The organism is Undibacterium sp. 5I2 (genome assembly GCF_035019605.1).
Taxonomy (GTDB): Bacteria; Pseudomonadota; Gammaproteobacteria; order Burkholderiales; family Burkholderiaceae_D; genus Undibacterium.
The window spans coordinates 54,921-75,836 of the sequence record NZ_JASJVS010000004.1 but is presented as its reverse complement, the minus strand read 5'-3'; the positions used below and the strand labels follow the sequence as shown (position 1 = coordinate 75,836).

Genomic DNA, 20,916 nt, shown 5'->3' with positions numbered 1-20,916 from the left:
AAGATTTTTTCACCAGGAGACCAGCATGAAGCAGTTCATTACCAGGGGCATCGCCATGTGCATCATCAGTACGGTTCAACTCGCTGCCAGCGCGGCGGAACGCTTGCCCACCATCGCGCCGTCACAGTACACGGAGGAGCAGAAGTTGGCTGCCGACGAGTTTTTAAAAACCCGGAAAGTACCGGTGTTCGGCCCGTTCGAATCACTCATGTACAGCCCGCAAGTGATGAGCCAGGCCCGTGCCATGGGCGATTATCTGCGCTACCAATCGGCACTCGGTACCACCTTGAGCGAACTGGTGATCCTGATTACGGCGCGCGAATGGAGCCAAGATTATGAATGGTATGTGCATCATCCGCTGGCCCTCAAAGCCGGTATCGCACCAGCCTTGGCGGCCGCGATTGCCGATGGTCGACGGCCGGAAAAGATGTCGGAAGACGAAGCCATCGTATACGATTTTTCTATCGAATTACATCGTAACAAGCGCGTGTCCGATACCCTGTATGCGCGTGCCGAGCAGCGCTTCGGACGTAAAGGCGTGGTTGATCTGACCGGTATCAATGCCTATTACACTTTGTTGGCGATGCAGATGAACGTGGCGCAGTATCAGTTGCCGGCTGATGGCAAACCGCTGCCGCGCTTTCCGTAAGGCTGGACTACAAAGAAAAAACAAAAGCGAGGAAAATCCTCGCTTTTTTCAATGGCAGCCTGCATTCAAGCGGCTGATCGGCAGCGCTTAATAGCGACGACGAGGCTGGCCGGAATTGCCGCCATTGTGCTTTTCGATATGGCGGAAAGTGATACGGCCTTTGCTCAAATCGTAAGGCGACATTTCTAATGTCACTTTATCACCCGCAAGAATGCGGATGTGATGCTGACGCATTTTGCCGGAAGTGTAAGCGATCAATTGATGACCGTTTTCCAGATTCACGCGAAAGCGGGAATCCGGCAACACTTCTTCTACCATTCCGCTCATTTCTAAAAGTTCTTCTTTTGCCATTGTATATTCACATTCATAAAAGGATAGGTACAGCCAGTTTTTGGCGGTACATGTCGGCCAACGAACCAGATCGCCGGCCGGACGTTTGCAGTTGTTGTTAGCAGTGCGACAGACTGCCAGACGCACCTTGATTTGCACTGTCTGTGCAATCGCGCAAAATTAAGGCATTGTGCAGGCTGGTTTTGCGATGCTCAATCGGTAGCAAGCAAAGACAGTGGGCGTGATTGAAACGAGCTCAAGGTCACCACGACATACAACACAAGGGGTGTCCAAAAATATCACAGAGGCAAGATCATCTGTTTGAACAAAAGAAAACCGGGCTACAAGCGAGGATTATACCCCGATGCGCCGGCTTGCCCGAAAATCTTGCAGGTTTTTTGCTGAAAAAATAGGCTTTCGTGTTTTTTTGTGTAAGATTTTGTCTAATTGTCATGATGCTCAGAGTAATCTCAGCGCGAAATTGCTTGGCATGGTCTTTTTTTACAAAAAAAACCGCGTACTGCGTTTCCGTTCATGCTTTCCGGGAGGATAATCCTTGCATGAATTCTTATTTTACAATGATCGCGCACCAAACGCGCGCTGTCCGCGGCGTGCTGCTGTGCTCCGCTGCCTTGCTGCTCTCGCTACACACGCCCTTACAGGCGGCCGAAACCGAGCTGGAAAAACTGACTGCAACGGAGCTGCGCAGCCGCGTTGCGGCCGGTACCAGCACCATCCTCATTCCGATCGGCGGCACCGAACAAAGTGGGCCGTATCTGGCACTCGGCAAGCATAATCTACGCGGCCAAGTACTGGCACAGCGGATTGCACAAAGCTTGGGCAATGCCGTGGTCGCGCCGGTATTGGCGTATGTGCCGGAGGGGGCGATTCATCCGCCGACCGGGCATATGCGCTTTGCCGGCACGATCTCGATTCCTGAGGCCGCCTTCGAAGCCTTGCTGGAAGGCGTGGCACGCAGTTTCAAGCAGCACGGCTTTCATGATGTGGTATTGCTTGGCGATCACGGTGGCTACCAGAAAAATCTCGAGCATGTCGCCAGCCGTCTCAACCGCGAATGGGCGCACGATCCGCAAACTCGTGTGCATGCGCTGCCTGAGTACTATCAGGCGGTTTCCGTGAGCTACGTCAATACCCTGCGCCAGCGCGGGTTTAGTATGGCCGAAATCGGTACACATGCCGGCTTGGCCGATACCGCCGTCACGCTGGCGCTGGTGCCTGAGCTGGTGCGCAGTGCAGCGCTCGCGCATGCGGGCAAACCGAGTGAGAGCGAGGGCGTGTATGGCGATCCGCGCCGCGCCACGGACGAGCTCGGGCAACTGGCCGTGAAACAAATTATAGAAACCAGCGTGGCGGCGATCAAACGCGCCACCGTGGTCCGATAACGCAGTCTTTTGTAAGAATAGTCAACATGCATTTTAAAACGAATTACCTCGCGCTCGGCGCGCTCATCGCTAGCTTAGGCCTGTGCGGTTTTCAATTGCTCAGCGTGGCGGCCGTGCCGGCAGCGGCTGCAGCCAGTGCCATCAAGACCGTGGCCGGCATGCCGCCAGTACTTGATGCGCACAATCTTTACAGCGCCACCAACAGCAATCAAATCAGCGCTGCTCTGAAAGGCGATTTGGAGCGTGTGTACGTGCCGAATTTGCGCTCCAACGATGTGACGGTGATCGATCCGCTGACCCTTAAAGTGGTCGATAAATTCAAAGTCGGCAAGGCCCCGCAACATATCGTGCCATCGTGGGATTTGCGCACCTTATGGGTGGCTAATAATGCCGAACGCTCTGACTTTGGCAGCCTGACCCCGGTCGATCCGCGCACCGGTAAACCGGGCACGGCGATTCCGGTCGACGACCCGTATAATCTGTATTTCACCCCGGATGGAAAATCGGCCATCGTCGTCGCCGAAGCCAAGCACAGGCTCGATTTCCGCGATCCGCACACGCTCGCGCTGCAATATGCGATCGCCACGCCGCAGTGCGGCGGTATCAATCATGCCGACTTTTCCATCGATGGCAGTTATGCCATCTTCACCTGCGAATTCGATGGCAGTATCGTCAAAATCGATCTGCAAAAACGCAGTGTGCTGGCGTATTTGAAGCTCGCCATGCCGGCTACCCGCTTTAAAGATGTACCGGCTTTAACTGGGCCGACCGCGACAGAAATTTGCTCTTCCAAAAAAGGCATGCCGCAAGATATACGCGTTTCACCCGATGGCAAGCGCTTCTACGTCGCCGATATGGAAGCCGATGGCGTGCATGTCATCGATGGTGATGCCTTCAAAGAAGTCGGCTTCATCGCCACCGGCGTGGCTGCGCATGGCCTGTACCCGAGCCGCGATCACACTAAGCTCTATGTCGCCAACCGCGGCTCACATCGTATTCATGGCGGCAGAAACGGTAAAGGCAGCGTCTCGGTGATCGATTTCGCCAGCGAAAAAGTGGTCGCGCAATGGCCGGTACCCGGTGGCGGCAGTCCCGATATGGGCAATGTCAGCGCCGATGGCAAGTTCTTATGGCTCTCGGGCCGCTTCGATGATGTGGTCTATCGCATCGACACCAGCAGTGGTGTCATGAACAAGATCGCCGTTGGCCAAGAGCCGCACGGCTTGACAGTCTGGCCGCAACCGGGCCGTTACTCACTCGGGCATACCGGGAACTTACGTTGACCTAGCGAAGCGAAGTAAAGCAAAAAAAAACCGGCACAAGAGGCCGGTTTTTTTCGTCTGGCATTGCTCCTCAGTGCTTTTTAAAATGCTGACTAATTGCAACAAAATGAAAAGAAGTGACGATTAAGCATCTATTTTGCCGTAGAGTACACAGTGTTGCGCATTGGCCATGATGCCGCCTGTTTTGGGCCTGCTTCGTTCTTTGCTGCGGCTACTCTTTTTCCCGGAAAGTAAGATGAAATTCAAACGCACTATACTTTGTTTGCTGAGCACCATGTCATTGCTGTTAGCCGGATGTGGCGGTGGTGGTGGCAGTACCAGCAGTACCAGCAGTACCAGCAGTACCAGCAGTTCCCCCACCGCTGCCAGTCCGCCGGCCGCGGTCAGTTCAGTGGCGCTGCAAGCGAGCTCCGACACCAGCGTCAACCTGAGCTGGCCGATTGCTGCCGGTGCCAGTTATTATGAAGTTTGGCGCAGCAATGGCGGCGGCACTTTCGCTTTGCTCGGTCACGTATCGCTCACCGGGTATACCGACAGCGGCTTGAGTGCCGCGAGCACCTATACCTACCGCGTGGTGGCGTGCTCGAGCAGCGCCTGTGCCAGCGGCTATGAAATTTCGGCCACTACCAAAGCCAGCACCAGTTTGGCGATTCCGGCGCAGCCGGCCATGCCGACAACGAGTGCGATCGCGAGTGAGCAGATCAGCTTGGCTTGGGCCGCAGTCGATGGTGCTGCTTACTATCAATTGCAACGCAGTACTTGGGTCGTCGGCAATGGTGCGCAAATCAGCGCGCTCAGCTATATCGATTCCGGCCTGACTGCTGCGACCAGCTACAGTTATCAGGTGCGCGCCTGTAACGCCAGTGGCTGTTCGGGCTGGAGTGCCGCAGCTGCGTTTGTAACCTTGACCTTGCCAGTTGTTCCTCCCGTGGTTCCACCGGTCGTTCCACCCGTGGTTCCACCGGTCGTTCCGCCAGCAGTCCCGGCAGCGGCCACGGCAGTTGTCGTCAACAGCAGTAGCATCACCGTCTCTTGGGCCAGCGTTACTGGCGCGCTGCGCTATGTGTTAACACGCGATGGCATCGATATCGGCGGCACCACACTGACTAGCTTGAGTAAAATTGATACCGGTTTGGCGCAGAACAGTAGTCACAGCTATCAAGTGCAAGCCTGTAATGCCAGTGTTTGCTCCAGCGCCAGTACTGCGACGCTGGCGACCACCAGAGCGATTGACAATATCTTGCTCAATGTCAGTGGTTTTGACAATACTTCGGGTGCCAGCATCATCCTGCGTGTCAACGGTGCCAATGATAGCGGCGGCGTTTATGGCTTGCAGTCGCTGTATAGCAACGGCGTGACAACGAGCTTCATACCAACCCAGAGCGGCCGAAGTTACAGCGCGACGATAGCGACCCAAGCAAACAATGGCCAGATCTGTAGCGTCAGTTCGGCTTTGGTCGGGGTGCCGGCGGCCTTGGTCGATGTCACCATCAATGTGAATTGTTTGAGTCCAGCCATGCTGAGTTTTGCCAATATTAATGCGAGTACCGTAGTCGGCGTCAGTGGCAATATAATACAGGTAGCACTGGCCCAATCTTTGGCCGGTGTGACTTTGCCTACCAAAGCCGTGCGTTACAGCAGCAGTAATCCGCTGGTGGCGAGCGTTGACAGCATCAGTGGTGCGGTCACAGCGCTGAGTGTTGGTAACGCGACAATCTCGGCCGCTTTGCCGGCCGATCAATACACGGCTACTCCGGCCAGCTATCGCCTGACGGTTGGGGCGAATAGCGCGGCCACCCGTCTGGCCCATGTGGAAGTAGCGCAAAGTTTGGCGCAACGGCCGGGTAGTCTGTATCAAATCCTGACGCCGGGTTGCGATGCCTTGGTGCGCGTGTATCTGTATGCCAGCGCCAGCGGCCCTGTCAGTGTGCCGGCCGTGTCGATGCGGGTGCGCGGCAGCAGTAGCGCCATCACGCTGACTTGTCCGACCAGCTTGCCGCTCTACGATGGTGACGTCAATCTTTCTTATAGCCTGAGCGGCACCTGCTATGGCACGCTACCGGGTAGCTTGGTCAATCCTGGTCTGGTGCTCGATATCGCCACCACCGATGCGCAGACCATGGCAGCGGCACCGAATGTCAATACCAGCGATACGCTTAATCTGATGTTGGTGCCACTGACCATCAATGCCTACACGGCGACACTGCCGACCAATGCGCAGGTCATGGCCGTCTTCAAACGCATCATGCCGCTGGGTAATGTGGTCGTCACCGTGCATGCGCCGTGGACGCCGGTCGGCAGCTTCGCCGACTCCTTGACCGGCACCGGTCAGTACGGCAATGTACTCAGTCAAGTCGACCAATTGCGCGTGGCTGAAAACAGTCAGAAGCATTATTTCGGCATGATCCCTGCGGTTGCCGCCAATGGCACGGCCGGCCTCGGTTACGTGCCCGGCTTGACAGCCATCGGCAATGACATGCGTGGTGGTGCTTACTCACTCAATAATGTGCTGGTGCATGAAGTAGGCCACAATCTGAGCCTGTTACACGCGCCTTGCGGTGGTCCCACCGGCACCGATCCCTATTTCTCGACGCTGCCTTTGCCTTGGTTCGGCGCCGACGGTGCCAAACTGAGCGATGTGCCCTTGTTCGATCAAGGCAGTAATCTCTTGAGTTCACCCGTGGTCAGCGGTGCAAAATTGACCGATTTGATGGCGTATTGCAGTGGTACTTGGCTGTCCGAGTACAGTTACCAAAAAGTGGCGCTTTACATCCGTGGCCGTACCAATTACCAAACTGTGTTGGCGGCCGACCACGCCGCGCTGCAGAGCCAGACTGCGAGTGTGCCAATGATGCTCGTTTCCGGCGTCATCTCTGCCGATGCCCATGTCACACTCAACCCGGTGCAGTCGCTCATTGGCACGTATGTTGATGCGCCGGAAGGCGGCCGTTACCAATTGCGCATAGTCAGTAACGATGGCAAGACCACTTACCGCAGCTTCCAAGTACAAGAAGTCGATCACCTGGCGGAGCTGCATTTTAACCTTGTGATGCCGGCGATTTCAGGCATCGTCAGCATCATGGTGCAAAAGGATGCGCAGCCGCTCGCTACCGGCATGCTGCCGGCCCCAAGCGTGCGCAACATGGGTGTGAGTGCCTTGTCCGCAGCCGCGCGCCCTGAGCTGGCCGACATCAAACAAGTCGGCAAGCAATTGCAAGTCAGTTGGAACAATACGCGTTATCCGTGGCTAAGCGTGATGTTGATGAGCAAGGGCGGCAGCCGTCAAGCGCTGGCGATGAATGCCGTCGGTGGCAATCTGAACCTTGACCTGAGCACTGCCGCGGCTGGCGATACGCTGCAGATCTCAGTCAGTGATGGTTTGAACAGTTTGTTGAAAACCGTGCTCGTGCAGTAATTGCAGGGCGGCCTGATGGTGGGCGCTGCTTTGCAAGCGGCAACTGAGCGCTCATGCGCTCGCTTAATCTGTTGAAATGTGAAATTTGTCGAGCTGATGTAATCGGGCCTCTTTCGAGGCTCGATTCCGTTTTGTCGCTCAGGCTCCTGGGAGTCGAAAGCTTATCCTCAATCTGATAACTGAAATAAGCTCGCGCAGATGGTTTGGGACGCACAGAGCGGCAAAGCGCTTGAATCTTTAGCGCGGTCATATTCGCTGCCGGGAGATTGTTCGGCTGTTCTGAGCGTTAATTTTTCTCCACCCAAAGACCCAGCGGACGAGCTTGCCTACCCAGAAGGCTATACCTATACATGGGCAATTTTGGCACCAGGAAAGCTTCCTCAGTTGCGCGCTGAAGTTCGCGCTTCCTGGGCGCAATGCCGATATCTGCGCCTTGTTCGTAATGGCGACAGCTGCCTCAGAACCGACACCAAAGCGTGTCGGTTTTTTTATGCCTTGCTCCGGTGTTTCTAATTTCCGACATTGTCGATTCAGATGATGAACAATGGTCACAATATCAACATTTCTTACAAATTCAGAAATGGGTTCATTTAAAGTGAACAAGCGCACATTGCTTCGTGACGCGCAGACCCGCCTGCTTTACTTGCAAAATTGGGCATACTCTAGATGCAGTTAACCAAGGTTGAATATGAACACAAGAAATCTGAAAATCGGTGCTCGCCTCGGCATCGGTTATGCCATCCTGCTGTTCTTGTTATTGAGTATAGCTGCCTTGGGTTTGAACGGGATGGCGCGCTCCAACCAAGCCTTGCACCGTATCGTCGATGTCAATGTGCAAAAGATGAATTTACTCAACGATATGTCTGGCTCACTGAATGTCGTTTCGCGGATATTGCGGACGCTGGCGCTGTTGTCGACCGACACGCAGATTGCGGCGGAAAACAAGATTTTGCTCGATGCCAGGGTGAAATACGATGGCGCCACCGAACACTTACGGCAATTGCCGCTGGATCAAGCCGATCAAGCGATGCTGGCTAAAATCGATGCCAACCGCAAGCGTGCGCGTGACATTAATAACCACTATATTGATTTGGTAAAGACGAATAAAGGCGCCGCCATCGACGTCTTACTCAAGGAGGTGGTGCCCATGAATGCCATCAGATTGGCCAGATTGGATGAATTCATTGATTTGCAAAAAGAAAAAAATAAAACAGATATTGCCTTGGCTGAACAGGTATATCGACAAGCGCTCACTCTGACACTCGCTTTGAGTAGTCTCGCACTGATCTTGGGCGTCTTGATTGCTTACTTCAGCACGCGTGCCATCGTCGGCCCCATCACTATTGCTGTACGGGTAGCCGAAACCATTGCGGCAGGCGACCTGTCACTGCAAATTGCCAGCGAGCGTAGCGATGAAACCGGGCAATTGTTGAATGCCTTGAAATTGATGAACGCCAATTTGCTTGCTATCGTCAAACAAGTGCGTGGCGGTACGGACGCGATTGCCACTGCCTCGTCACAGATTGCCACTGGTAATTTGGATTTATCTTCACGTACCGAGCAACAAGCCAGTTCGCTCGAAGAGACCGCCTCGTCGATGGAAGAGTTGACCAGCACGGTAAAACACAATGCCGATAATGCGCACCAAGCCAAGCAGTTGGCCATTTCCGCATCGAGCGCCGCGGCACAGGGTGGGGTGGTGGTCGCGCAGGTCGTTGATACGATGGGAGGCATCCATACCTCATCGAGAAAAATTGTCGACATCATCAGTGTCATCGAGGGCATCGCGTTTCAAACCAATATCTTGGCACTCAATGCGGCAGTCGAAGCGGCGCGCGCTGGCGAGCAGGGGCGTGGGTTCGCGGTGGTGGCAGCGGAAGTGCGTAATTTGGCGCAGCGCTCGGCGCTGGCAGCCAAGGAAATTAAAACTTTGATCGACGATTCGGTGGAAAAAGTGGAGGTAGGATCACGCTTGGTGAGTCAGGCTGGCCAGACCATGCAGTCGGTGGTCAGTAGCATCCAAAGTGTGACCGATATCATGGCCGAAATCAGCGCCGCCAATCATGAGCAGAGTTCCGGAATAGAACAAATTAATCAAGCCATCACCCAGATGGATGAAGTCACGCAGCAAAATGCGGCGCTGGTAGAGCAAGCCGCCGCCGCCGCGGCAGCGCTCGAAACAGAGGCTGGCAGCTTGAGTCAAGTGGTGGCCGTGTTTCACATCGGTGCTGCCAATGCGGCGGCCTTGGTATCGGCAGCAGCACCGGCGCAGCCGTGGCGGACGCGGCAGATACTTGGTTAAGGCCGCTCGGCTGAAACAATGTCACCCACGCTGTTGCCAAGCGCATCGACCTTCTTATACATCCAGCCGCCCACGTAAAGCGTGCCACCGAGGATAAGCAGGGAGCCGATACGCAGCAAGGGGCTTGCGCTGGAAAGATCGAATAGCATGACCTTCGCGCAAGAAGCAGCAAAGATCAGCAGCGAAGACTGACCAAGCAATTTGTCGCGACGGCTGAATGCGAGCGCTAAGCAGATAAACGCAATCGCACTCCAGGCGAGCGATACTTGCAGGCGTCCGTCCAAGATTCTGGTCGCCGCAGCGAGCAAAGCGATGTGCGCCGCGAACAATGCGAAGGAAGACAAGTTTGCAATTGCCTTGACGCCTCGCGAGAGGGCATAGGCAACGTAAAGCTCGGCGGCGTAGAGCAGGGCGAGCACCTGATTGCCGGCGACATGTTCGAGTGAACTCGCTTCAATCACGCGCAAAAAATTGATGGCGAAGATGACGCCGATCAGTACTTTATACGGCAACAGGGCCGCTGATTCGTCCTTGTTCCAGCGCGTAAATAAGGCAAATGCTGGCAGTATCAACAGCGCGACCCAAGGCCCCAGTTCATCAGGCACTAATTCAATGTAGCCGGCATGAAACAGAACCAGAGAAACGTAAGTGCCAACCAAGACATTGCTCGCGGCAGTGGCTTGTTTTATGACTCTGCGCGCGACCAAGTGGGCCAAGAGCAATACGGCTGCGCTGGCTAGCGCGATCCAGGGGGCAATTGTCGGCACGTGTTCGTGCAGTAGCGCATATTGCAAGAAATAAAAGATCAGTAATAATGGTAAGTGGGCGATCGCCTCGGCGGCGGCCATTGCTCGTTTTTGATGGATGGAAAAAGCAAGGGTGCCACAAACAAAAATCAAAAATTGTATCGTTTGAAAAGCGAACAGGCTGCTCCATGAGTTCGCAGTCAATCCGGCAGCTGCAATATGAAATCCGATGAAGGCCATATATCCGGCCAGTAAATAGGGGCGGCGATTGCCGATCCAAGCCGAATGCGCGCAATACACGACACTCCATCCCGAAAAATAGACGATTAAATCGGTCACCGAATCGCCTAGGGTGGGCAATAGCAACGGGGCGGAGTAAGAACCAATCACGGCAAACAGCGCGTACATTTCATTGTCAAACTGACGCCCAAGCCACAGCGTGAACAGGCAGATGGCGATCACCGCGTTGGTCGCGACAGTGGCACCAATGAGATGATAGTAAAGATGCGCGCCGTACACCGCAGAAAACAGCACGACGACGCCAGCGGCAGGCAGCAGGCTGGCATACTCCAAATCAATCTTGCGCAATCGCAGGCCAACTGCAATCAAAGCAAAACTGCCAATCAAGGCCAAACCAATTTGGCGCTCCGGTGTCAACCACCCGGCATCGAGCACCAGACGAATCAAAAATACGGCGGCCAGCACCAAGGCGGTCGCACCAGTCCAGCCGAGCACTTGGGTGACCGTCACTGGATGAGATGGCGGCGCATTGTTACTGACTGGCCGTGGCTTGACGTGGCGCTGCGCCGCCGATGATTGTGAGCTCAGCGTTGATGCCAGCGTCGCCGCTTCCGGCGACGTCGCGGGACCTGTATTGGATTGCAACTGCAGGCGCAGTAATTGTTCAATACGATCCAAGCGCTGTTCCAACAGTGCTATGCGTTCTTCGGTAACGGCCATCAGGTATTCCTAGTGTGTTTGCTGCGTACAGATTCGATGCGACGCGCATCGCGCGTTATGGCGTCGAGCAATCAAGATGGAGTAACTGCGCGGATTGGATAGTGTATCGTGTTTACTTATTGACGATACAAGTTTGCTTCATCCGATGCAGCGATGGACACCAGCTTGGGCATGAAGCCAAACGACACGAGATTTCTGCCACAGGCATGCTGATCGTTACCCGCAAATCAGGTCAATTGCGCATTGCGCTAATCGCCCAATTCGTCATTGCCGCGTCAGCGCCTGTTATCTCTGTGCGTCGGATGCCCAGCGGGTATCCTCATTTTGCAGCGGAAAAAATGTATCCGTGATTGACTTGTTCACCCTGAAGGCACGGTCGTGCCACTGGATTCCCGCCAAAAACACGCGGGAATGACGAGGCTGTGGCATACGGGAATGACGAGGTATGCGGTGTTTCAGATATAAAAAGCGTCCATCAGGCTTTTGCGATAGCCTCTGAAGGCCGGGGTTTCAAACCCCGGTCAGATTTTTGATCAAGCTATCCCATGCGCCTGCTGATCAGCATGGTAGCTCGATCGCACCATGGCGCCGACGGCAGCGTGGGCAAAGCCCATTTTGTAGGCTTCTTCTTCATACATTTTGAAGACATCCGGATGAACATAGCGGCGTACCGGCAAATGGTGGCCGCTCGGTGACAGATACTGGCCTATCGTCAGCATGTCGACGTTGTGCGCGCGCATATCGCGCATGACTTGCAAGACTTCTTCATCGGTTTCACCCAAGCCGACCATGATGCCGGATTTAGTCGGCGTGTTCGGGTGCATTTCTTTGAAGCGTTTGAGTAAGTTGAGCGAGTATTCATAATCGGATCCTGGGCGCGCTTCTTTGTACAGGCGCGGCGCGGTTTCGAGATTATGGTTCATCACATCGGGCGGTGCCAGATTGAGAATTTCCAGCGCACGGTCCATGCGGCCACGGAAGTCAGGCGTGAGAATTTCTATGCGCGTGCTCGGCGAGAGTTCACGGATTTTGCTGATGCACTCGGCGAAGTGGGCGGCACCACCGTCACGTAAATCGTCGCGGTCGACCGAGGTGATGACGACATAACTGAGACGCAAGTCGGCGATGGTCTTGGCCAAATTAGCCGGTTCATCGGCGTCAAGCGGATCAGGACGGCCGTGGCCGACGTCGCAGAAGGGGCAGCGGCGCGTACATTTGTCACCCATGATCATGAAGGTCGCAGTACCTTTGCCGAAGCATTCGCCAATATTCGGGCACGAAGCTTCTTCACAGACTGTCACGAGTTTATTGGCGCGCAAAATATCTTTGATTTCATAGAAACGCGTGGTCGGTGAACCGGCCTTGACACGTATCCAGTCCGGCTTGGGCAAGCGCTCCATCGGCACGATCTTGATTGGAATACGCGCGGTTTTGCTGGCGCCTTTTTGTTTTTCAGTCGGATCGTAAGCGGCTGCAGCGACATCGGTCGATACAGCAGGGGGCAGAACAGGAGTATTTTCGGTTGTCATGATATGAAGCGGTGTCGAAAAAAAATCAGGAGGCAGTCAAAAGGAGTTGCAAATGCTCAGATAGCGCGGTCTGGACTGCGGCCAAGCTCGCCGTCACGCCCAGGGTACGCATATCGACCGTCGCCAGTCCGGCATAGCCACACGGGTTAATCCAGGAAAACGGTGTCAGATCCATGTCGACATTGAGCGACACGCCATGGTAAGTGCAGCCGTTGCCGCGTACTTTCAGCCCAAGTGCGGCAATTTTCGCACCCTGCCATGCACCAGTGCTGACGTAAATACCGGGCGCACCGTCTTTGCGGTTGCCGGCCAGATTATACGCTGCCAAGGTGTCGATCACCGCTTGTTCTATTTTATGCACGAATTCGCGCGCGAATAAACGGGCTTTCGGATGGCTGCGGCGCAGATCCATCATTAAGTAGATCACCACTTGGCCCGGCCCGTGGTAGGTGACTTCACCACCGCGGTCGGTGGCGATCACCGGTATCTCATGGGGAGCGAGCACGTGGCTGTGGTCGGCACCGAGTCCGAGCGTGAAAACCGGAGGGTGTTCAACGATCCAAAATTCGTTCGCTGTCGTCGCCGTACGGGCATCGGTAAATGCGCGCATGGCGTCGAAGGTGGTCGCATACGGCTCAATGCCGCGGCGGCGTATCAGGGGAGTGGTAGAGGAGGCGTCTGGCATAAGCCGCTAGTGTAACATTGCCAGCGCCGCTGCCGCGAACTTCTGCGCGGCGGCAGCGTCCTTGGCAGCAGCGGTGTCGGAAACTCAGGCTTTAAGCCAGTGCCGCGTTGAAGCGCTGGGTGAGTTTTTGGAAGTAGCCAGCCGTGGGCGCGGTCGTTTGACGCTGCGCCGCGCCGCTGAGTTCCACCAAGCTGGCTTGCTGATCGGCTTCGATAACAATCAGGCGGCCAGCCGGCAAGTTCATCGATTCACCGGCAGCGAGCCAGTAGTCTTCATCGTAGCCAGCTATGGTCAGCCAAACGCGACCACAGGCGATCTGAATTTGTTTTGCTTCGTCACTGACGTAGGAAACCGTTTTTCCAGCACTGATTGTGTGCGATTGGTTTGTGAAATTATTTGTCATTTCTGATTACCTCATTATGTGGAAGCATCAAATGAATATATCGTGATGCTTGGTAACAGCCATTGATTTTCAAGGGAAAAATCTAATTTGCTGTTACGATGTGCTTATTGTAGTAGTTGCTACGCAATATGCAAAACGAGTAATTTTTGCTTTGCTTGCGCATTTAATTCACATTATTATGCGTTTTTTTGATGACGGATATATGCAAAATGGATATCAGGAAACTGCCTAACTTGGCGGCCTTGCGTGCTTTCGAAGCCGCCGCCAGGCATCAGAATTTTTCTCGTGCGGCCGAGGAAATTCACCTCACCCATGGAGCGGTCAGCCATCAGGTACGGGCGCTGGAAGAAGAACTCGGCGTTGAACTCTTCACTCGCCATGGCAAACGCATCGCCCTCAACAGCGCCGGCGAGCGGTATGCCCATGCCATTCGCATGGCTTTGCACAGTTTGGTTGAAGCGACTGAGCAGCTACAGCGCTGGCATCAGCAAAAGCGCCTCGGCATTACCTCTTTGCCCTCGTTTGCGGCACGCTGGCTGTCGCCGCGTTTGGGGCGTTTCATTGAGCACCATCCTGGTCTCGAAGTCAGCCTGCATTCGAGTAATCATCTGGTCGACTTTTCGCGCGAGTCTATCGATATCGGCATACGTTTCGGTTTTGGTAATTATCCGGGTTTAGTCAGTGAGTTTTTGATGGGTGACTATTACTATCCAGTCGTCAGCCCGCGTTATCAGGGCGGCCGCTTGCCGACCACCCCGGCCGAATTGGCGGCATCGAATTTATTGCGATGTGAAGAAGAACCGTGGGAGCCTTGGTTTCGCGCCGCCGGTCTGAATAATAAAGAGCCGACCCATGGCTTGGTGTTTCAAGACGCCTCGATCTTGGCGCGCGCGGCGGTCGATGGTCAGGGTATTGCGCTCGGCCGTCACGCCATCGTGCAGTCGGATATCGAGAGCGGGCAGTTGGTGCGCCTGTTTGATGTCGACATTCCCAGTCCGGTCTCTTACCACTTGGTCTACGTTGAGCAAGCCTTGGAAAAACCCGAGGTCAGGGCGTTTCGGCTGTGGTTGCTCAACGAAGTCGCGCAAGCATCACTCGGCGTGCCAGCGGCAGAAGCGAGTACACCTTTAATTTATCCAGTCTGAGCGCGCAGCACCGTTCTATTTAGCCACCAGCACCCGTGTGCTGACAGTGTTGAGCGTGGCGCGCAAGGCCTCGGGCGGCTCGCGATCGGTAAACAGACTGTCAATCTGTGCCAAGTGGCCCAGCCGTACTAGCGCCGGGCGGTCGAATTTGGAATGGTCGGCGGCCAGAAAGACGGTGCGCGAATGTTTGATAATCGCTTCCGACACCCGCACTTCGCGGTAATCAAATTCGCGCAGCGTACCATCATTTTCTATCCCGGAAATACCAATGATGCCGAAATCAACCTGAAACCGGTTGATGAAATCGATCGCCGCCTCACCGGTCAGGCCGCCGTCACGCGCGCGCATGATGCCGCCAGTAACAATCACTTCTATCCCCGCATAATTACTCATGATGGAAGCAACATGCATGTTGTTGGTAATGACGCGCAGATTGCGATGCTGCGCCAGCGCCCGTGCCACTTCTTCGGTCGTGGTCCCTAAGTTGATGAACAGACTCGCGCCGTCCGGAATATGCTGTGCCAGCAAAGCGGCGATGCGGCGTTTTTGTTCCGGGAAAAAACCTTGACGCGCCGGGTAGGCGGAATTTTCTGCATTAGAGTACAGCCCAACGCCGCCGTGAAAGCGCCGCAGTAAATTGTCGTCAGTCAAAAGCTTGATGTCGCGCCGTATCGTCTGCGGCGTGACGCGGAACTGCGCGGACAACTGTTCGACCGTGGCAAAGCCGGCGCGCTGAATGGCCGTCAGCAATTCCTTCTGACGCACATTGAGGGTGGTGTTGAGGGGCGATGGCAGGTGCAAACGATCCATGGGCGGCATAGCGAAGTTGGTCAATAGGGCAGAAGATAGTAACTGATCTTGCTTATATTCACTATACTATGTTCTAATTAGAACTTGAAATTGTTCATTTGGTGATTTATGATCGAATCCAAACTTTACTCTATCGACTCTATGACTGACTTTCCTGTCGCTACGGTGGCTGTATGAATGCCGATTCTCCCTATGATTTACTGGTTGTCGGCGGTGGTATCAATGGTGTCGGGATCGCCCGTGACGCTGCCGGGCGCGGACTGCGCGTGTTGTTATGCGAACAGGATGATCTGGCTTCCCATACTTCCTCGGCCAGCACCAAGCTCATCCATGGTGGGCTGCGGTATCTCGAATATTACGAATTTGGCTTGGTGCGCAAAGCGCTGCGCGAACGCGAACTGCTGTTACGCGCGGCGCCGCATTTGATTTCACCACTGCGTTTTGTCATGCCGCATGTACCGCATTTGCGGCCAGCTTGGATGATACGCGCCGGTCTGTTCCTGTACGATCACTTGAGTCGGCGTGAATTGCTGCCGGCTTCGAGCGGGGTGAATTTGCGCACCCATGCCGTCGGCGTGCCGCTACAGAAGAGCATGACGCGTGGCTTTCTCTATTCTGACGCCTGGGTCGACGATGCCCGTTTGGTGGTTGCCAATGCCCAAGATGCGCGCGAGCGCGGTGCCGTGATTCTGACCCGAACCCGGCTGGAAAGCGCGCAGCGCAGCGGCGGCCTATGGCAAGCCAGCTTGCGCTCCACCGGCGGCGACACCGCAGGTGCGCTGCAGCAGGTGCAGGCGCGTGCCTTGGTGAATGCCGCCGGACCATGGGTGGCGCAGGTATTGCATGAACAATTAGGTCAAACGCAAGAGCATAGTCTGCGCTTGATCAAAGGCAGTCATTTGGTCGTGAAAAAAATGTTCGAACACGATCATGCCTATATTTTTCAAAATCCCGATGGGCGCATTATTTTTGCCATTCCCTATCAAGAGCAATTCACCCTCATCGGCACCACGGACCTTGAATATCATGGCGATCCGGCAGCAGTGCGCATCGATGCCGCCGAGGTGGCCTATCTGTGTAAATCGGTGAATCGGTATTTCTTACAAAGTATCAGCCCGGCTGATGTGGTGGCCAGCTACTCCGGGGTGCGTCCGCTGCTCGATCAAGGTGCGGGGGACGATCCGTCCGCCGTCACGCGTGACTACCACTTGGAACTGTCACATGTGCCGCAACAAGCGGCGCTGCTGACCGTGTTCGGTGGCAAAATCACCACCTATCGCCGCCTCGCTGAAGAAGCCCTCGACTTGCTTGGCGTGCCGCTGGCATGCGCCGAACCCGCTTGGACTGCGCATGCAACACTGCCCGGCGGCGATATTCCGGCGGCTGATTTTGCCGCTTTCTCACGCCAGTTCCAAACGCGCTTTCCATGGTTGCCGGCGGCGTTGGCGCTGCGCTATGCCCGCTCTTACGGCACGCGGGCCGAGCTGCTCATTGGTGCACGTACCAGTGTGGCAGAACTCGGCATCCAATTCTGCAGCGACTTGCACGAAGCTGAAGTGATGTATCTGCAAGAATACGAATGGGCCGTTACGGCTGACGATATCCTTTGGCGTCGCACTAAGCTCGGTTTGCATGCGACGCCGGACCAGCAGAGCGAGCTTGCCGTTTATTTGGCACGCGCGCCTGCACACATAATAAAACCAGGAGATGACGATGCACAAGGAAACGTCCGGTAGTCAATATATTCTCGCGCTTGATCAAGGCACCACCAGTTCGCGAGCGGTATTGTTCGATAAGCGCGGTGCCGTAGTGGCCGTCGCCCAGAAAGAATTTGCACAAATTTATCCGCAACCGGGTTGGGTCGAGCACGACCCGCAGGAAATCTGGTCAACCCAGGCCGGTGTCGCAGCCCAAGTACTGGCTCACGCCGGCTTGAACGGCGACGCTATTGCCGCCATTGGCATCACCAATCAGCGCGAAACGACCATCGTCTGGGATCGTGCCAGCGGCCGGCCTATCTATCCCGCCATCGTCTGGCAAGACCGCCGTACCGCCGACTACTGCGATGCGCTCAAAGCCCGTGGGCTAGAGGATATGGTGAGGGCTAAAACCGGTTTGCCGGTCGATGCCTATTTTTCCGCTACCAAGATCAATTGGATTCTCGATCATGTGGAAGGGGCACGCGCGCAAGCGGAAGCGGGAAAATTGGCGTTCGGCACGGTTGACAGTTGGTTAGTTTGGAATTTTTCTCAGCAAAAACTGCATGTCACCGATGTCACGAATGCCTCGCGCACCATGCTCTTTAATATACACAGCTTGGAATGGGATGAAGAACTGCTCGAACTGTTCACTATCCCACGCAGTATGTTGCCGCAAGTACGCTCGTGTTCTGAAGTGTATGGCCACACTGGCCGCAGTTTGTTCGGCCATGAAATTCCTCTGGCCGGCATCGCTGGCGATCAGCATGCGGCCTTGTTCGGTCAAATGTGCGTCACTCCCGGCATGGTGAAAAACACTTATGGTACCGGTTGTTTTCTGGTGATGAATACGGGCACCTCACCAGTGGAATCGAAAAATAATTTGGTTACCACTATTGCTTGGCAAATCGGCGATCAAGTCAATTACGCGCTTGAAGGCAGTATCTTTATAGGTGGAGCGGTGGTGCAGTGGTTGCGCGATGGTTTAGGTCTCGTTCGCAGTGCCGGCGAGATCGAAACGCTGGCCAGATCGGTGCCCGACAGCGATGGCGTTTACATGGTGCCAGCCTTTGCCGGACTCGGCGCGCCGCACTGGAATCCGCGCGTGCGCGGCAGTGTATTTGGCGTCACCCGTGGTAGTACCGCCGGGCATATTGCGCGCGCTGCGCTCGATAGTATCGCCTACCAGTCGGTGGATGTCATGCGTGCCATGGAAGCCGATCTCGGCGGCCCGATTGCCGAATTACGCGTCGATGGCGGCGCGGTCGCGAATGATTTACTCATGCAATTTCAAGCCGATTTGCTCGGCGTCGATGTCGTGCGTCCGCAGATCACTGAAACCACCGCGCTGGGCGCGGCCTATCTGGCCGGTTTAGCAGTCGGTTATTGGAAAGACTTGAGCGAGATTCAAAGCCAGTGGCAACTCGACCGCCGCTTTCATCCGGCCATGCCGGCCGCCGCCGTGGTCAACTGCATGAAATCTTGGCAGCGCGCGCTCAAAGCCAGTATCGCGTGGGCTGACGAAAGCTGAGCGTACTCACCGGAGAACTTCTCATGCATCCTTTATTAGCGGAATTCATCGGCACAGCCCTGTTGGTTTTGCTCGGTGATGGCGTGGTTGCCAATGTCTTGTTAACAAAAACCAAGGGCCACGACAGTGGCTTGATTGTCATCGCGATCGGTTGGGGTATGGCGGTGTTTATTGCCGTGTTTTGCAGCGCGGCCGCCAGTGGCGGACATTTGAATCCGGCTGTCACTTTGGCGCTGGCGCTGGCCGATAAATTCCCTTGGGGGCAAGTGCTCGGCTATGTGACGGCGCAAATGGCCGGCGGTCTGTGCGGTGCCTTGCTGGTCTGGGTTATGTATCGTCAGCACTTCGACGCCACCACCGATGCCGATGCCAAACTCGCCGTATTTTGTACTGGCCCGGCAATACGCCATCCGTTTACGAATGTGGTATCGGAAGTCATCGCCACCTTTGTGTTGGTGTTTGCGGTGTTAAACATGGCGCAATCGCATGTCGGTCTTGGTGCTATCAATGCGCTGCCAGTTGGCTTACTGGTGTTGGGTATCGGCGTTTCACTCGGCGGCACCACCGGCTATGCGATGAGCCCGGCACGCGACTTGGCACCGCGCATCATGCATGCCTTGCTACCTATTGCTGGTAAGCGAGACAGTGACTGGGCTTATGCCTGGGTGCCGGTAGTCGGACCGCTGCTCGGTGCCGCCGCCGCCGCGTTCTTGTATAACGCCGTAACCGCAGTGGCGCGCACCGCGCCGCTTACATAACGATCTTGACCATAGGATGGGCCGACAGTTCGCGATACAGATTATCAAGCTGTTCGCGGCTGGTGGCCCAAACCGTCACGGTGATTGCCAGATAGCTGCCTTTACTCGAGAGCCGCATATCCATTTTCCCGGTATGAAAACTGGGATCATGGATGGTCACAATATCGACCATGGTTTGGGCAAAAGTTTCATGTCGCGCTCCCATGATCTTGATCGGGAAGTCGCTCGGGTACTCGATCAGACTTTGTTCCGGTGGGATAGGTTTCATTTCCATAAAGCATTCCATTTCTTTATCTGAGGCAGACCGTCAACAGCCATCAAAAGAAATGGCCGTTACGCTTATCCTGCTTTGGCTAACTGATAGGCGGCATACAACTTGTCGTAGATGGGGCCAGGTTTGCCGTTTCCAATAGTTTTCCCGTCGAGCTCTACGACGGCAAGCACTTCTTTTGTCGCCGAAGAGAGCATAATTTCGTCGGCGCAAAAAACTTCGGCGCGACTGATGCGCCGTACTTGCATAGGAATATTCTGTGCGGCACAAAGTTCCTCAATCAGCGCATAGCGTATGCCCTCGAGGATAAGATTATCTTTGGGTGGTCCCATCACGATGCCATCTTTGACTATCCACACATTCGAGGCTGAGGCTTCGGTCAAAAAATCATCGCGGAACTGGATACTTTCTGCGACGTTGTGCTCGGCCGCATTTTGCGCAGCCAATATATTGCCGAGCAAAGAGATCGATTTGATTTCACAATGCAACCAACGCCGGTCTTCCATGCTGACACAGGCTACGCCATGTTCGCGCGCGCTCTCAGTTGGTAACACAATCGGGTTGCTCATGATGAAGACCGTCGGGGTCGATACCGCAGGAAATGCGTGCGCACGTTTGGCTACGCCGCGCGTGACTTGCAAATACACCATTTGATCGTCGGCAGGGTGGGCATCCATCACCTCGGTGATGCGCTCCAGCCATTCTTCTTTGGTGTACGGATTGCTGATGCTGATGGCAGCAAGACTGCGGAACAAACGCGCCAGATGCTGATCGGAGCGAAACATTTTGCGTTGATAAACAGGGATCACTTCATAAATGCCGTCGCCGAAAATAAAACCGCGATCAAGCACAGGAATTTTTGCTTCCGATAAAGGAGTCAGCGCACCGTTGAGGAAAACTAAAGGATCTTGCATGATGTATTTGCCCCGAGAAAAGTAAACACTGATTTTCACACAGATTGCTATTTAAGTTTATGCAAATAATGCATATCCTTGCAGT

17 protein-coding genes are annotated in these 20,916 nt (G+C 55.0%); 9 read left to right on the top strand and 8 right to left on the bottom strand.

The features are described 5' to 3' along the window. Nucleotides 1-25 precede the first annotated feature (25 nt). Nucleotides 26-649 carry a carboxymuconolactone decarboxylase family protein gene (locus QN359_RS02865; protein ID WP_322249929.1) on the top strand — a complete coding sequence of 208 codons (624 nt, stop codon included), beginning with the start codon at nucleotides 26-28 and terminating at the stop codon, nucleotides 647-649. A gap of 87 nt (nucleotides 650-736) precedes the next feature. Here QN359_RS02865 and infA read toward each other — a convergent pair whose 3' ends face one another. Further along, nucleotides 737-1,000: a translation initiation factor IF-1 gene (gene infA, locus QN359_RS02860; RefSeq protein WP_322249928.1), complete on the bottom strand. Its 264-nt coding sequence runs from the start codon at nucleotides 998-1,000 to the stop codon at nucleotides 737-739. Nucleotides 1,001-1,539: 539 nt separating this feature from the next. Here infA and QN359_RS02855 point away from each other — a divergent pair. From QN359_RS02855 to QN359_RS02840, 4 genes are all read left to right on the top strand, one after another. Next, a complete protein-coding gene (locus QN359_RS02855; RefSeq protein WP_322249927.1) occupies nucleotides 1,540-2,382 on the top strand; it encodes a creatininase family protein in 843 nt (280 codons plus the stop codon). A gap of 26 nt (nucleotides 2,383-2,408) precedes the next feature. Continuing rightward, the gene (locus QN359_RS02850; protein WP_322249926.1) at nucleotides 2,409-3,665 is read left to right on the top strand and encodes a YncE family protein; all 1,257 of its coding nucleotides are present in this window, start codon (nucleotides 2,409-2,411) and stop codon (nucleotides 3,663-3,665) included. Between the two features lie 274 nt (nucleotides 3,666-3,939). Continuing rightward, a complete protein-coding gene (locus tag QN359_RS02845) occupies nucleotides 3,940-7,080 on the top strand; it encodes an Ig-like domain-containing protein (protein ID WP_323493554.1) in 3,141 nt (1,046 codons plus the stop codon). A gap of 688 nt (nucleotides 7,081-7,768) precedes the next feature. After that, the gene (locus QN359_RS02840) at nucleotides 7,769-9,382 is read left to right on the top strand and encodes a methyl-accepting chemotaxis protein (protein ID WP_322249924.1); all 1,614 of its coding nucleotides are present in this window, start codon (nucleotides 7,769-7,771) and stop codon (nucleotides 9,380-9,382) included. Here QN359_RS02840 and QN359_RS02835 read toward each other — a convergent pair. The 4 genes from QN359_RS02835 to QN359_RS02820 form a co-directional block, all read right to left on the bottom strand. Beyond that, entirely contained in the window at nucleotides 9,379-11,088 is a 1,710-nt protein-coding gene (locus tag QN359_RS02835; RefSeq protein WP_322249923.1) for a DUF2339 domain-containing protein, read from the bottom strand. The genes QN359_RS02840 and QN359_RS02835 overlap by 4 nt on opposite strands. A gap of 533 nt (nucleotides 11,089-11,621) precedes the next feature. Then, a complete protein-coding gene (gene lipA / locus QN359_RS02830; protein ID WP_322249922.1) occupies nucleotides 11,622-12,617 on the bottom strand; it encodes a lipoyl synthase in 996 nt (331 codons plus the stop codon). Between the two features lie 25 nt (nucleotides 12,618-12,642). Further along, the gene (gene lipB / locus QN359_RS02825; protein ID WP_322249921.1) at nucleotides 12,643-13,302 is read right to left on the bottom strand and encodes a lipoyl(octanoyl) transferase LipB; all 660 of its coding nucleotides are present in this window, start codon (nucleotides 13,300-13,302) and stop codon (nucleotides 12,643-12,645) included. Nucleotides 13,303-13,393: 91 nt separating this feature from the next. Beyond that, the gene (locus QN359_RS02820) at nucleotides 13,394-13,705 is read right to left on the bottom strand and encodes a DUF2917 domain-containing protein (RefSeq protein WP_322249920.1); all 312 of its coding nucleotides are present in this window, start codon (nucleotides 13,703-13,705) and stop codon (nucleotides 13,394-13,396) included. Between the two features lie 209 nt (nucleotides 13,706-13,914). On the opposite strand from QN359_RS02820, the gene gcvA reads away from it, so the two are divergent. After that, nucleotides 13,915-14,850, top strand: coding sequence for a transcriptional regulator GcvA (gcvA, locus tag QN359_RS02815; RefSeq protein WP_322249919.1), 936 nt, complete (start codon nucleotides 13,915-13,917; stop codon nucleotides 14,848-14,850). 15 nt (nucleotides 14,851-14,865) lie between these two features. On the opposite strand, the gene QN359_RS02810 is transcribed toward gcvA, so the two are convergent. Continuing rightward, the gene (locus QN359_RS02810; RefSeq protein WP_322249918.1) at nucleotides 14,866-15,660 is read right to left on the bottom strand and encodes a DeoR/GlpR family DNA-binding transcription regulator; all 795 of its coding nucleotides are present in this window, start codon (nucleotides 15,658-15,660) and stop codon (nucleotides 14,866-14,868) included. A 173-nt stretch (nucleotides 15,661-15,833) separates the two neighbouring features. Here QN359_RS02810 and glpD point away from each other — a divergent pair, with 173 nt between their 5' ends. Genes glpD through QN359_RS02795 form a run of 3 tightly spaced genes read left to right on the top strand, consistent with a single transcriptional unit; the run spans nucleotide 15,834 to nucleotide 19,646 of the window. Continuing rightward, complete coding sequence (gene glpD / locus QN359_RS02805) at nucleotides 15,834-17,396, top strand: glycerol-3-phosphate dehydrogenase (protein WP_322249917.1); 1,563 nt, start codon at nucleotides 15,834-15,836, stop codon at nucleotides 17,394-17,396. Continuing rightward, complete coding sequence (glpK, locus tag QN359_RS02800; protein ID WP_322249916.1) at nucleotides 17,374-18,888, top strand: glycerol kinase GlpK; 1,515 nt, start codon at nucleotides 17,374-17,376, stop codon at nucleotides 18,886-18,888. Before glpD ends, glpK begins: the two co-directional genes overlap by 23 nt. Nucleotides 18,889-18,911: 23 nt before the next feature. Continuing rightward, nucleotides 18,912-19,646 carry an MIP/aquaporin family protein gene (locus tag QN359_RS02795; protein WP_322249915.1) on the top strand — a complete coding sequence of 245 codons (735 nt, stop codon included), beginning with the start codon at nucleotides 18,912-18,914 and terminating at the stop codon, nucleotides 19,644-19,646. On the opposite strand, the gene QN359_RS02790 is transcribed toward QN359_RS02795, so the two are convergent. Beyond that, nucleotides 19,639-19,914, bottom strand: a complete 276-nt coding sequence (locus tag QN359_RS02790; protein ID WP_322251036.1) for a DUF493 family protein — start codon at nucleotides 19,912-19,914, stop codon at nucleotides 19,639-19,641. The genes QN359_RS02795 and QN359_RS02790 overlap by 8 nt on opposite strands. Before the next feature lie 71 nt (nucleotides 19,915-19,985). Further along, nucleotides 19,986-20,831 (bottom strand): D-amino acid aminotransferase, encoded by an 846-nt coding sequence (locus tag QN359_RS02785; RefSeq protein WP_322249914.1) that lies wholly within the window; start codon nucleotides 20,829-20,831, stop codon nucleotides 19,986-19,988. Nucleotides 20,832-20,916: the final 85 nt, after the last annotated feature.

Bases quoted from the DNA above. Each gene is read 5' to 3' on its own strand.
- QN359_RS02865 (WP_322249929.1), top strand. From the start codon at position 26: ATGAAGCAGTTCATTACCAGGGGCATCGCCATGTGCATCATCAGTACG.
- infA (WP_322249928.1), bottom strand. From the start codon at position 1,000: ATGGCAAAAGAAGAACTTTTAGAAATGAGCGGAATGGTAGAAGAAGTG.
- QN359_RS02855 (WP_322249927.1), top strand. From the start codon at position 1,540: ATGAATTCTTATTTTACAATGATCGCGCACCAAACGCGCGCTGTCCGC.
- QN359_RS02850 (WP_322249926.1), top strand. From the start codon at position 2,409: ATGCATTTTAAAACGAATTACCTCGCGCTCGGCGCGCTCATCGCTAGC.
- QN359_RS02845 (WP_323493554.1), top strand. From the start codon at position 3,940: ATGTCATTGCTGTTAGCCGGATGTGGCGGTGGTGGTGGCAGTACCAGC.
- QN359_RS02840 (WP_322249924.1), top strand. From the start codon at position 7,769: ATGAACACAAGAAATCTGAAAATCGGTGCTCGCCTCGGCATCGGTTAT.
- QN359_RS02835 (WP_322249923.1), bottom strand. From the start codon at position 11,088: ATGGCCGTTACCGAAGAACGCATAGCACTGTTGGAACAGCGCTTGGAT.
- lipA (WP_322249922.1), bottom strand. From the start codon at position 12,617: ATGACAACCGAAAATACTCCTGTTCTGCCCCCTGCTGTATCGACCGAT.
- lipB (WP_322249921.1), bottom strand. From the start codon at position 13,302: ATGCCAGACGCCTCCTCTACCACTCCCCTGATACGCCGCCGCGGCATT.
- QN359_RS02820 (WP_322249920.1), bottom strand. From the start codon at position 13,705: ATGACAAATAATTTCACAAACCAATCGCACACAATCAGTGCTGGAAAA.
- gcvA (WP_322249919.1), top strand. From the start codon at position 13,915: ATGGATATCAGGAAACTGCCTAACTTGGCGGCCTTGCGTGCTTTCGAA.
- QN359_RS02810 (WP_322249918.1), bottom strand. From the start codon at position 15,660: ATGGATCGTTTGCACCTGCCATCGCCCCTCAACACCACCCTCAATGTG.
- glpD (WP_322249917.1), top strand. From the start codon at position 15,834: ATGAATGCCGATTCTCCCTATGATTTACTGGTTGTCGGCGGTGGTATC.
- glpK (WP_322249916.1), top strand. From the start codon at position 17,374: ATGCACAAGGAAACGTCCGGTAGTCAATATATTCTCGCGCTTGATCAA.
- QN359_RS02795 (WP_322249915.1), top strand. From the start codon at position 18,912: ATGCATCCTTTATTAGCGGAATTCATCGGCACAGCCCTGTTGGTTTTG.
- QN359_RS02790 (WP_322251036.1), bottom strand. From the start codon at position 19,914: ATGAAACCTATCCCACCGGAACAAAGTCTGATCGAGTACCCGAGCGAC.
- QN359_RS02785 (WP_322249914.1), bottom strand. From the start codon at position 20,831: ATGCAAGATCCTTTAGTTTTCCTCAACGGTGCGCTGACTCCTTTATCG.